Source organism: Microcoleus sp. S36a_B3, assembly GCF_036700745.1.
GTDB lineage: Bacteria > Cyanobacteriota > Cyanobacteriia > Cyanobacteriales > Microcoleaceae > Microcoleus.
On sequence record NZ_JAUBPN010000014.1, the window covers coordinates 118,371 to 130,860 of the forward strand.

Consider the following 12,490-nt stretch of genomic DNA (forward strand, 5'->3'; position numbering starts at 1 on the left):
AATCACCTATGTGATAAGTCATGGGAAAGGAATCGCGGGTCAAGGATAAGTCATTTTTAAAACCTCCAGGGCGAGGAGTCATTGGTTTAGCGATCGCCGCTACTGTCATTATCACAGGAGTAGGTTTTTGGCAAGTATCTCAAATTAAAAAAGCCGAAGAGTTAAAGGCGGCTGCAACGGCGGCTGCAACTCCAGCCTCCACTCGCAGCAGCATCACAGCTTTGGGTAGGTTGACTCCCCAAGGGGAAGTGATCAAATTGTCCGCCCCTTCAGCGTCGGAGGGAGCGAGAATTGAAGAGTTGCGGGTGGAAGAGGGCGATCGCGTCAGTCAAGGACAAATCATAGCAGTTCTCGATACGCGCGATCGGCTCCAAGCCATCCTCCAACAAGCCGACAAAGAAGTTCAAGTCAAACAAGCAGAATTAGCCAAAATTCAAGGAGGCGCAAAAACCGGGGAAATCGTCGCCCAAAAAGCCGAAGTTTCCAAGTCAGAAGTTCAACGTCAAAGAGAAACTGAAGGCGAAGCAGCCAATGTCGCCCGCCTAGAAGCTCAACTGCAAAGAGAAACCGAAGCCGAACAAGCAAACGTAGCCAAATTTGAAGCTCAACTGCAAAGAGAAACCGAAGCCGAACAAGCCAATCTTGCCAAATTTGAAGCGCAACTGCAAAGAGAAACTCAAGCGCAGCAAGCCAAACTCGCGAGGCTGGAAGCTCAATTGCGCGGCGAAATTGCCTCTCAAAACGCTACAGTCGATCGACTAAAAGCCGAATTAACCAACGCCGAAGCCGAGGAACAACGCAACAAAGAACTCTCCGAAACAGGCGCAATTTCCGCTTCTAGCTACGACACCAAACGCTTAACAGTAGCTACAGCCAAACAAAAAGTTAGAGAAGCACAAGCGATATTAGAAAAAACCGTCGCAACTGTGCAACAGGAAATAATTGAAACTCAAGCTACCCTCAAACAAATATTAGAAACAGGCCAACAAGAAATCAACCAATCCCGCGCCAATCTTAAACGCAAATTAGAAACAGGGCGGCAGGAAATTAACCAAGCCCGCGCTACTTTAAATCAAAAGATAGAAACAGGCCGAGAACAAATCAATCAAGCCGAAGCAATGCTGAAACAAAAAGCAGAAACCGGCGAAGCACAAATCAATCAAGCCAGAGCAAATCTCGACCAAATATCCGAAGTCCGTTCCGAAGACGTACAAGCCGCCCAAGCCGCAGTCGAAAGTGCGATCGCCACCAGACAAAAAGCCCAAGTAGACTTAAACTTAAGCTACGTCAAAGCACCCGTATCCGGTTCCATCCTCAAAGTTAACACCAGACAAGGAGAACGCATCAACACCCAAGACGGCATAGTAGAACTAGGCCGCACCGATCAAATGTACGCCATAGCCGAAGTTTATGAAACCGACATCGCCAAAGTCCTAAACGGCCAGCGCGCTACCATCAGCAGCCCCGTATTTGCAGGCAATTTAGAAGGAACAGTCACTCGAATCGGCAAACAAATCGGCAAAAAAGATGTCCTCAATACTGACCCCGCAGCCGACACCGACGCGAGAGTTGTAGAAGTAAGAATTCGCCTCGATCCCGAATCGAGCAAGAAAGTTGCATCGCTCACAAACTTGCAAGTTGAAGTTAAAATAGACATCTAAGATTCGGAATTGTTGACTGTTGACTGTTGACTGTTGACTGTTAACCGTTAACTACTGCCAACTGCCAACTGCCAACTGCCAACTGCCAACTGCCAACTGCCAACTGCCAACCACCAACTGCCAACCACCAACTGCCTTCTTCCCCCTTCCTTCATTATGGCAAAAATACCCTTAGCTTGGGCACAGTTAACCCGCGAAAAAATGCGCTTAGTCATCGCGCTAGCAGGCATCGGATTTGCCGACTTGCTGATGTTTATGCAGTTCGGATTTAGAGACGCGCTGTTTGAAAGTTCCATCAGCTTCCACTCAAAGTTAAAAGGAGATATTTTCATCACCAACACCCAATCTACGGCTTTAATAGCCATGAAAAGTTTTCCCCAGCGGCGCTTGTATCAAGCTTTGAGTTTTAACGGCGTTACAGAAATCAGCCCGGTATATATAGGCTTTGGATTGTGGAAAAATCCCGACCCAAACGTTCGCAATACCCGGCAATTGATGGTCATCGGTTTTGACCCCACTCATCCAATTTTTGAGATGCCAGAAATCACAAATAATTTGGACACAATCAAAATTCCCGATGTGGTTTTATTTGACCAAGCTTCCCGCCCAGAGTTTGGGCCGGTAGCAGAATATTTCAAACAGGGAAAAGTTGTTGAAACTGAAGTTGACAATCGCCGCGTTAGGGTAGATGGTTTATTTACTATAGGGGCTTCTTTCAGTGCTGACGGAAATCTTGTCACCAGCGATTTGAACTTTCTGCGTATTTTTCACACTAGAAGAACTAAAGGTTTAATTGATATAGGAATTGTTCACTTGCAGCCTGCAACGGATGTTAAGGCTGTTGTGGAAAAAATGAGGGCAACTTTGCCGTCAGATGTGCGAATTGATTCTAAGGAAGAGTTTGTAGCTTTTGAGAAAAAGTATTGGGAAGAAAGTACGGCGATCGGTTTTATTTTCACTCTCGGCGCGGCAATGGGATTTATCGTCGGGATAGTGATTGTATACCAAATTCTTTATACTGATGTTAACGATCACTTGCCGGAATACGCTACGCTCAAGGCGATGGGATATAAGGATTTTTACTTTTTGGGGGTAGTTTTTAAAGAGGCTTTGATATTAGCAATTCTTGGCTATTTACCTGGGTTTGGGGTTTCTGTGGTGCTGTACAATTTAGGGAGAAGTGCTACGAGTTTGCCGATGTACATGACGGTGGGGAAGGCTGTAACTGTTTTTGTAATGACCGTTGTGATGTGTTGTCTATCGGGGGCGATCGCAGTTAGGAAGTTGCAGGCTGCTGACCCGGCGGATATTTTTTAAATGGGTTATTGGTGATTGGTGATTGGTGATTGGTGATTGGTGATTGGTGATTGGTGATTAGTTGTTGGTTATTGGTTGTTGGTTATTGGTTATTTGTTATTTGTTATTGGTTATTTGTTATTGGTTATTTGTTATTTGTTATTTGTTATTGGTTATTTGTTATTGATAGTTTTGCCGATCAAACGCTATGCTGTAAGAGAGCATCCATCTCGATCGCACTCTTCCTGGGTTCTGCGCTATGACCCAAAGCTTCAACCCCACAGCGTTACCTCGACGCCGATGTTGAAAGCCAACGCGCCGATGCTGAACGAGAACAAAAAGAGCGATTGGCTGCTTATTTGCGATCGCAGGGAGTCGATCCCGATCTCAATTGAGCCTTGTCTGATTATTTTGAACCTTATGGGTTGATTTCATTAAATAATGCCAATTAATTATGAACGCTACACCAGTTGTTTCCATTAAAAATCTCAATCATTCCTTCGGCGAAGGACAACTTCGCAAACAGACATTATTTGACATCAACCTCGAAATTTATCCGGGCGAAATCGTGCTGATGACCGGGCCTTCTGGGTCTGGCAAAACAACGTTGTTAACCTTGATTGGAGCTTTGCGATCGATCCAAGAAGGCAGTCTCAAAATTCTTGACCAAGAATTGCGGGGAACCAAGAAAAATAAATTAGTTCAACTCCGCCGCGACATCGGTTATATTTTCCAAGCTCACAATTTGCTCAAATGCTTGACAGCAAGGCAAAACGTGCAAATGTCTCTGGAACTGCACAGCCATCTTTCTACCCAAGAAACTAACGATAAAATAGAGCGAATGCTGGAAGCTGTAGGGTTGGGAGAAAGAATAGAATATTACCCGGACAGTCTTTCTGGCGGACAAAAACAAAGAGTTGCGATCGCCCGCGCATTAGTCAGTCAACCAAAATTAATATTAGCCGACGAACCTACCGCAGCCCTAGACAGCAAATCTGGTAGAGATGTGGTAGAAATCATGCGAAGTTTAGCCAAAGAACAGCACAGTACAATATTGCTCGTCACCCACGACAACCGGATTTTAGACATAGCAGATCGCATTATTCACATGGAAGACGGCTACCTCGCACAAGACACCGCCACCAACACCGCCACCGCTGCTATTGCCAGCAAATAAACTTAATTAAATCCGCTTATTTGCGGGAAGTAGGGCGCTTCGCCCCAGTTTTACTAGAACTTTTAGATGCAGTTTTACTTGGGATCTTGGTAACACCTTTTGTTCCTTTTGAACTTTTAACAGAGGTAACTTGACTTGGAAGATCGTTCGCAAGTCTGCCCGCAGCAGCTCTCGTAGTCCTAAAGCTAACATTCACCCCTTCGTTTGACTGTTCCAGCACCAACATCGGCGTTGGCTTGGCTTTTTGATCCCACTCAATGTGAACAATGCGGCCTTGAATTGTTGGCTGCCAACTGTCGTGATCGTCGGAAGGACTCAGGTAAGTTTCCAAACAATCAATAATTTGATTAATTGTCGCCGATGTTGCCTGAGTCGGCAGTTTCATCAGCTTAATTTGAATCCGAAACAGCACTCGCTTTTCTATTTTTACTGCCGGATCGCCAGTTTCGTATTCGATATCAAACATCGAATCCACTTGTCTGCCGCTGCCTGCACTTCCGTTTTTATCTCCGACAGCACCCTGAGTCGGACGCAGGGCAATACTAATTTTGTCTTTGACTTTTACCTTAATTTTGTTCACAATGGCAAAGTGAAAAACCTCTTCCGCCATCCGCATTCTCAGGTAGTCTAAATTAAAGTCTCGCGAGTGGATGAGGTCGGGATTTTTTTCCATCTTTGTCAAGGTTTCCAGAGCCATTTTGTATTTTTTCTGGAGTTCTCGATTTCTAAACTCTTCAAATTTGAGCTTCTTGCTCAAATCTTTGAGTTTTAGCTTGGTAAACACCGCTAAACCGATAAGCAATAACAACAGTGCCCCGGATGCTCCCATCAAGAGTTGATCGGAGGCTAAACCTGCTGGTTTAGCCTGTTTGGGCTTGGGAGAGGCTACTGCCAACCTTGATTCTACAAGGATTATTTTGGTTGACATGGGCTTTTAAAGGGTAAAATTTGGCACTATATTTCTACAGGACTCCAGAGTAGAGCTGGCAGTGCAACTCGATCGACTAACATCGATCTCTTTCTATCACTATCTGTCTACAACCGGATTTCTACAACTCGAACAGGCACCCTCTAATTAATACTCTATCTTTAACTGCAAGCTGGTTCCCGAAATATCGCAAAATCGCGATCGGCCAATGGGAAAAAGAAATTGCGGATTCTCTGTGTTATATTATACCAGTACAGTTCAAAAACAAGTAGGTTCGGCGGGCTCTGCTTCTCAGAAAAGAACAGTAAACACACATAAATTAATAGTAACTCTGAGAGCGATTGCCCAAAACAATTCTGCCGAACAACCGATCGCCCGGAGATCGTCCGGGTACAGGCGAGGAAGGTGCTAATTGCTACAGGCTCCCTCGCTCCCGTCGCCCGGTATAGCGAGTGATTTGGTTGGAGACGATCGCTAGCGGTGCGATCGAACAACGTGTCCTTAGCTAAGATTACAGCTAATACCACCAATATTCGATCGTGACCTACGAACCCCTCCATCACAAATATCGCCCTCAGACATTTGCCGAATTAGTCGGCCAAGAGGCGATCGCCCAAACCCTAACCAGCGCCATCCTACAACAGCGCATAGCACCAGCATATCTATTCACAGGCCCCAGAGGCACCGGCAAAACCTCCAGCGCCAGAATTTTTGCCAAATCCCTCAACTGTATTTCTACTGGCGCGCCCACCCCAACTCCCTGCGGCAAATGCAACGTTTGCCAAGAAATTGCCAGAGGTTCCACACTAGATGTCATCGAAATCGACGCCGCCAGCAACACCGGAGTAGATAACATCCGAGACTTGATCGAACGAGCCCAATTTGCCCCCGTCCAGTGTCGCTATAAAGTATATGTAATCGACGAAGTTCATATGCTGAGTACCCAGGCATTTAATGCCTTATTAAAAACCTTAGAAGAACCACCCGATCGCGTCGTATTCGTCCTCGCCACAACCGACCCCCAAAGAGTCCTGCCCACCATCATCTCACGCTGCCAAAAGTTCGACTTTCGCCGCATACCCCTCGATGCAATGATTGCTCACTTGCACAAAATCGCCCAATTAGAAAACATCAACATTGCCAGCGAAGCAGTACAAATGGTTGCTCAAATCGCCCAAGGAGGACTGCGAGATGCCGAAAGTTTGCTCGACCAACTCAGCTTATTTCCCGACCAAATAACAATCGAAAAAGTTTGGGATTTAGTCGGCGCAGTCCCCGAAAACGACTTAATGGAACTGCTGCAAGCAATTGAAAAAGATAACCCTACAGCATTAATAGACATGACCCGCCACCTCATGGATCGCGGTCGGGAACCGCTAATAGTGCTGCAAAGTCTCGCCAGCTTTTACCGAGATTTGCTAATAGCCAAAACAGCACCCAAACGCTCAGATTTAGTCGCTTTAACAGCCGCCACTTGGGAAAAACTTTGCGATGTTGCTCGCAACTGGGATACCGAGTTAATTTTAGCAAGTCAGAAACAATTGCAAACCCAGGAAGTGCAAATTAAAAACAGCACTCAGCCGCGATTGTGGCTGGAAGTAACCCTATTGGGATTATTGCCCTCAGCAATTAGAACTCAGCAGCAACCAACAGCAGAACCAGCTAGAAATATTGCTCAATCCCAAATTCACCCCTCTCAACCTAGGGCTAGCCAGGGGGCATCGCCCCTACAATCGGGGGGGAATCAGACATCTCATATTGAACAATCTTCAGTTCCCAATTCGCAAAATTCTCCGCCTCAGTCGCCGCCTGTGGCTAATAGAATAGAAAGCACACCTCCTGCTGAAATTCCCGCACCTGTACCAACTCCTGAAACGAATCAAACAAATTATGCCTCGACTAATTCAGCCGATGAAATTGATTTAGATAGATTGTGGGAACAGGTACTCGATCGCGTGCGCCCTCCCGGCACTCAATCGCTACTCCGCCAACATGGACAGCTAGTAATTTTTAGCAATGATAGTGCTTATGTTAAGATTAGTTCCCAGCCGTTACTCAAGATGGTTAAAGACAAAGTAGCTAATCTTGAAGAAGCTTTTGTGCAAATTTTTAACCGTCGAGTAACAGTAAAAGTGGGCTTGACAAATCCCGCTGAAACTAATAGTTCCAGCATCAAGGATTTGCCAGCTTCTAACGGACTGGTTGCCGAAAATTTGAGGAATTCTCATCCGGCGGGCGATGGGAAGCAACAGATACAGAATTCGGCGGGTTCTGAAATTCCAGATAATTTTAATAGGGATGAAGGAGAAGAGCAAAAACGCTCTTTGGAGGCTGAAAATACCGCCGCAAAACTGCCAAATATTTCTGAACCTCTGCGGGATAAAAACCACATTACAGACTCTCAGAATGACTCTAAAGCTCAGGCTGTAGCGGTGCGAGATGACGCGCGAGATGTGGCAAATTTAGCTAGGGAGTTGGCTCATATATTTGAGGGGGAAGTAGTCGATTTGTCGGATGATTTAGAGATTTGGGAGTCGGAAACTTTTAGATTGGAATCTGAACCGGATTTTCCTGAGTTATCTGCTGAGGTTGATGGGGATGATTTTATGGGTTGGTAATCAAATTGGGCGGGAGGGAAATGTGCCAGATTTCGCCGATCGCACAAAATCCCGCGCGGGTGTAAACTCGAAATTCCTCCTCGTGTCCTGCCATCAAAAACCCCACCGCAACACCCGCGTCGAAAGCCTCTCGCAGCAGCCGCGCCGTCAAAGCCCCTGCGATGCCCCGCCGCCGAAAAGAAGGGCGGACACCGATACCTGCGATTTCCGTCGTCAGATTTTCCGGTACGGTACAGACTCCAGCCCCCGCAGGTTCCCCCGTTGCTGCTACGCGGGCGAGTACCGCAATGCTGCCCGCCGCGATACTTTTGCGAAGACTGTCAACGTCTTCAGGGCTTGGTGCAACTTCGCCGTAAGCCTCGTGTTGCGCCGCCACAGTACCGAGGAGCTCAGCGTCGGAAACTGGCAAAATTAGCTCAATTTCTGGGGGGATGGGAAGCAATTTCTCCGAGCCCGGAGTACAAATCATCAGCGGCAAGCGTCCCTCAACAGTGAAACCAGCCGAGATCAGGGCTTCTTCGACAGCAGGCGCTAGTTTCGAGACATACTCCAAACGCGGCTTTCGCCCGCGCCAAGAGTACGCAGCGATTAGGGCGTTGACATCGGCGAGGGAAGGTGCTGCGCCGTCGTCGGGAATGGCATAGTTCAGATAAGGGTTAGCGCTGTGGGGGCTGAAGGTAGCGAGGAAGGGCCCGATCCGCTCGGTGTCGCGCTGCTGGCTGGCGGCAAAGCGCAGGTATAGTTGAATGCGAGATTCCATAAGCGGCTGTGCTGAAAACCTTGCTTTTAGGCTGACTCCGGTTTTGGTAGCGAAGACGGAAGTACCAAGAGCTCGGCGGTCGATCGCTTCTCAACCATTTCCTTAGTAATCGTACACCGCGTCACATCCTTGCGCGACGGCAACTCGTACATCACATCCAACATCAATTCTTCGACAATTCCCCTGAGCGCCCGCGCTCCAGTTTTGCGGCGGTAGGCTTCCTGGGCGATCGCCCGAATCGCATCCGGCTTAAAGTCCAACTGCACATTATCCATTTTTAGCAGCTTTTGATACTGCTTAACCAAAGCATTGCGAGGCTCAGTCAAAATCGCCATCAGCGTTTCCTCATCCAGCGGATCTAACACCGCCGCCACCGGCACCCGCCCGATAAACTCAGGAATCATCCCAAATTTGACCAAATCGTCTGGTTCCAGTTGCCTGAGCACATCAGCGGCCCGTTTTTCCTTCGGCACAGCTTCTCCCGGCTGAATAAAACCCATTGACTTTTTACCCGTTCTCTGCTCGATCACCTTGTCGAGACCGACAAAAGCGCCGCCGCAAATAAACATGATATTGCTGGTATCAATTTGGATGCAGTCTTGGTAGGGATGCTTGCGGCCGCCTTGGGGAGGTACATTGGCGATCGTCCCCTCAAGCATTTTCAGTAGCGCCTGCTGCACCCCTTCTCCAGAGACATCCCGCGTAATCGAAGGATTTTCGCTCTTCCGGGCAATTTTGTCAATTTCATCAATATAAATAATTCCGCGCTGCGCCTCTTCCACATCCATATCTGCCACCTGCAGCAGCCGCAGCAAAATATTTTCCACATCTTCCCCGACATAACCGGCTTCCGTCAGAGTCGTCGCGTCAGCCACCGCAAACGGCACGTCCAGCATATCCGCCAAAGTCTGAGCGAGGAGAGTTTTTCCGCAGCCCGTCGGCCCGATTAACAAAATATTTGATTTTTGCAGTTCTACTTCTTCCGGCGGGTGCTTGCCGCTATTTTTGGCATGGATAAAACTCAGTCGCTTGTAGTGGTTGTAAACCGCCACGGAGAGCACCTTTTTCGCCTCTTCTTGACCGATCGCATTTTCGTCGAGATAATTTTTAATTTCCCTCGGCTTGGGAATTTGGCTCATCGACATACTTTTGCCCGAGGTAGCGCGGCGTTTTTGGGTTGTTTCCTGCTTCGGAACCGCCGCCGCCGGCACTGCACTCGAATCAAACAACTCCTCATCTAAAATTTCATTGCACAAGTCAACGCATTCGTCACAGATATACACCCCAGGGCCTGCGATCAACTTGCGTACCTGCTCTTGAGACTTGCCACAAAACGAACATTTTAGATGGGAGTCGTACTTAGACATAACAGCCTCTTATTTCAGTGCAGTGACATTTTCTCCCGCCGTCGGAAGATTTTCCTTTTCGATAACTCGATCGACCAATCCGTAATCTTTAGCTTCCTCGGCCGACATAAAAAAGTCGCGCTCAGTATCAGCCTCCAACTTTTCGAGGGATTGACCCGTGTGGTGCGCTAAAAGTTGATTCAGCTTACGCTTATGATAAAGGATTTCTTTAGCTTGAATCTCAATATCAACTGCCTGACCTTGAGCGCCTCCAAGCGGTTGGTGAATCATAATCCGGGAGCTCGGAAGAGACATCCGCTTCCCGTGGGCTCCTGCTGTCAGCAGAAATGCGCCCATACTCGCGGCCAAGCCGTAACAAATCGTCACCACATCCGGGCGGATTTGCTGCATTGTGTCATAAATTGCCATACCCGCCGTCACCGAGCCACCGGGGGAATTTATGTACATTTGGACATCTTTTTCTGGATCTTCGGCATCTAGATACAATAGCTGAGCTACGATCGAGTCAGCCACTTCATCGGTTACGGGAGTTCCTAAAAACACGATTCGCTCCCGCAGCAAGCGCGAGTAAATGTCAAATGCCCGCTCGCCCATCCCCGACTGTTCTAGTACCATCGGCACTACATTGCTGGGACTAGAGCTGACATCAAAATCGTTATAGCTTGTAATTAGGTAATTGGAAGATTGAGATACAACCATAAGACACCAGTCAAGGATACTAGACAATTTGCTGCTGATGAAAGCTTGAAATTAAGCCGTCAGCTTTTAACTATTATGCCTTTTCTGAACCGACATGGGGGGAATCGGGAGTTTTGAGTTGGCAAATTGCTTTCCGCAGCGAAGCGCAAAGCTGAGGCGACTTCCCGCGACTGGGGGGTGAATGAGTTGAAATACTTACCGATCGATCGTCGCTGTTTCTAGTTTCTCGTTTTTAGTGCGCGCCCCGAGCTTGTATATAACTTAGCAACAGAAACCCGGTTTCAAAGAAACATCAGCCTTGGGCCATGAGGCATCTACACTGCAGGAGGCGCGAGCGTTCAGAAACCGGGTTTTTTTTTACCAACAGCTTTCGTTGCAGGCTGCAGATTCGGTAAAAACCCGGTTTTTTGGCGATCGAATGCGTCAGTTACCTACATAGAAACCGGGTTTCTAGCCCCCTGCGGGTAAGTTCGCTGCATCCTAGGCTGGTAGTTTTTGGCATTGCCAAAAAGTAGAAGGTTTTACTCTTGGCCTACGACTTCCACATCAACAACGCTAGTGGCTGCTTCTTCTCCAGAAACTTCAGCGTCTTCTGCTTCTGATTCTTCGTCTAGAGCAGGATTGAGAGAGCCTTCAGGTACGAGTTCGATCGTACCTTTTTCCTCCAACCATTTCAGAGTTTTTTGTTTGAGCAAGTCTTCTCCTACAAATTCCCGCAACTTTTCAGGGTCAAAATTTCCTTTAGGAAACTGCTTTCTGACTTTTGCGACTTCTGCTGCTACTTCCGAGTCTTCCACATACAAGGATTCGAGCTTGGCCACTTCTGCCAGAGCTAGAGACTGCTTCAGCTTTTCTATTGCTTCCGGGCGCGAGCGTTCCCGCATCGGCCCCATATTTTCTTCGGTAAACAGTTGGTTGATATCTATGCCGTAATTTTTCAATTGCAGCGCTTGTTGGTTCAGCAAATAATCGATTTCGCGATCGACCATTGTTTCGGGAATTTCCACTTCAATTAGCTGCACGAGTGCTGCTGATATGGCTTTTTCCTTATTAGCTGATAACTTGTTTTCTTGGTCGGCTTTAAACCGAGTTTCTAGGGATGCGCGCAGTTCGGCTAAAGTTTCAAACTCGCTAACTTCTTGAGCGAAGTCGTCGTCCAACTCCGGCAATTCTTTTTCCTTAAGTTCTTTCAGAGTAATCGTAAAAACTGCTGGTTTTCCGGCTAATTCTTCACTGCTGTACTCTTCTGGAAACTGCACGGAAACTTCTCTTGTTTCTCCGGGATTCATCCCGATCATGCCTTGGATAAAACCAGGTACAAACTGATCTTCCGACAGTTCTACTTGAAAGTCTTCTGCACCGCCACCGGGAATTTCTGCGGGTGTTTCGCCTTCTGGTGCTTCGGCAAATCTACCGGCGAAGTCAACCAAAGCCACGTCTCCCAACTGAGCGGGCCGGCCTTCTACGGGGATTAAAGTTGCTTTGTCCGATCGATATTTGGCCAGTACCTCATCCACCTGAGCTTCATCATACTTAACTTCTTCTGCTTGAAGCTGCAAGCCGGTGTACTGATTCATTTTCACTTCTGGTTGTACGTCAACCTTAGCCGAAAAAGTCAGAGGCTGTTCTGGATCGAACTTTTCTAGCAATTCTTCAAACTCGGTACGCAGTTCAAAACTGCCAATCGCCTGAATTTTTTCTTGTTCGAGGGCTTTTTGTAGCGAGTCGTTAATCAAATTTTCCAAAGCCGTCGCCTTCAAACGAGTCTGGCCCAGGCGCTGCAGCAAAATGTTGCGGGGAACTTTGCCTTTGCGGAACCCAGGAATATTCACTTCGCGAGCGAATTGTTTAATTACCTGCTCGTAAGCTTGTTTGGATTTTTCTGATGGAATTTCGATTTCCAGACCAATTTGGCTGGCTGGAAGTTTTTCCTGGGTTACTTTCATCGGCTTTTTTTGATATTAAACAATAGTTATCGAGAAAT

Annotated in this window: 10 protein-coding genes; 4 read left to right on the forward strand and 6 right to left on the reverse strand. The window is 47.4% G+C overall.

Annotated features, from left to right (window positions below):
• Window positions 1–20 precede the first annotated feature (20 nt).
• From QUA01_RS16790 to QUA01_RS16800, 3 genes are all read left to right on the forward strand, one after another.
• Window positions 21–1,661: an HlyD family efflux transporter periplasmic adaptor subunit gene (locus tag QUA01_RS16790; RefSeq protein WP_333091092.1), complete on the forward strand. Its 1,641-nt coding sequence runs from the start codon at window positions 21–23 to the stop codon at window positions 1,659–1,661.
• Between the two features lie 156 nt (window positions 1,662–1,817).
• Complete coding sequence (gene devC, locus QUA01_RS16795) at window positions 1,818–2,978, forward strand: ABC transporter permease DevC (RefSeq protein ID WP_333091093.1); 1,161 nt, start codon at window positions 1,818–1,820, stop codon at window positions 2,976–2,978.
• Between the two features lie 433 nt (window positions 2,979–3,411).
• Entirely contained in the window at window positions 3,412–4,134 is a 723-nt protein-coding gene (locus QUA01_RS16800) for a DevA family ABC transporter ATP-binding protein (RefSeq protein WP_333091094.1), read from the forward strand.
• Window positions 4,135–4,150: 16 nt separating this feature from the next.
• Here QUA01_RS16800 and QUA01_RS16805 read toward each other — a convergent pair whose 3' ends face one another.
• Both QUA01_RS16805 and QUA01_RS16810 read right to left on the reverse strand, forming a co-directional pair.
• Window positions 4,151–5,062, reverse strand: coding sequence for a hypothetical protein (locus tag QUA01_RS16805; RefSeq protein WP_333091095.1), 912 nt, complete (start codon window positions 5,060–5,062; stop codon window positions 4,151–4,153).
• A gap of 161 nt (window positions 5,063–5,223) precedes the next feature.
• Complete coding sequence (locus QUA01_RS16810) at window positions 5,224–5,622, reverse strand: hypothetical protein (RefSeq protein ID WP_333091097.1); 399 nt, start codon at window positions 5,620–5,622, stop codon at window positions 5,224–5,226.
• Here QUA01_RS16810 and QUA01_RS16815 point away from each other — a divergent pair.
• Complete coding sequence (locus tag QUA01_RS16815; RefSeq protein WP_333091098.1) at window positions 5,602–7,680, forward strand: DNA polymerase III subunit gamma/tau; 2,079 nt, start codon at window positions 5,602–5,604, stop codon at window positions 7,678–7,680. The two genes, QUA01_RS16810 and QUA01_RS16815, sit on opposite strands and share 21 nt — an antisense overlap.
• On the opposite strand, the gene QUA01_RS16820 is transcribed toward QUA01_RS16815, so the two are convergent.
• The 4 genes from QUA01_RS16820 to tig all read right to left on the reverse strand — a co-directional run bounded on the left by QUA01_RS16820 (window position 7,667) and on the right by tig (window position 12,452).
• A complete protein-coding gene (locus QUA01_RS16820) occupies window positions 7,667–8,440 on the reverse strand; it encodes a GNAT family N-acetyltransferase (RefSeq protein WP_333091099.1) in 774 nt (257 codons plus the stop codon). The genes QUA01_RS16815 and QUA01_RS16820 overlap by 14 nt on opposite strands.
• Window positions 8,441–8,466: 26 nt before the next feature.
• Window positions 8,467–9,807: an ATP-dependent protease ATP-binding subunit ClpX gene (gene clpX / locus QUA01_RS16825; RefSeq protein WP_333091101.1), complete on the reverse strand. Its 1,341-nt coding sequence runs from the start codon at window positions 9,805–9,807 to the stop codon at window positions 8,467–8,469.
• A 9-nt stretch (window positions 9,808–9,816) separates the two neighbouring features.
• Window positions 9,817–10,506, reverse strand: a complete 690-nt coding sequence (gene clpP / locus QUA01_RS16830; protein ID WP_194010717.1) for an ATP-dependent Clp endopeptidase proteolytic subunit ClpP — start codon at window positions 10,504–10,506, stop codon at window positions 9,817–9,819.
• A 521-nt stretch (window positions 10,507–11,027) separates the two neighbouring features.
• On the reverse strand, window positions 11,028–12,452 hold the full coding sequence (tig, locus tag QUA01_RS16835) for a trigger factor (protein ID WP_333091103.1): 1,425 nt from the start codon (window positions 12,450–12,452) through the stop codon (window positions 11,028–11,030).
• Window positions 12,453–12,490: the final 38 nt, after the last annotated feature.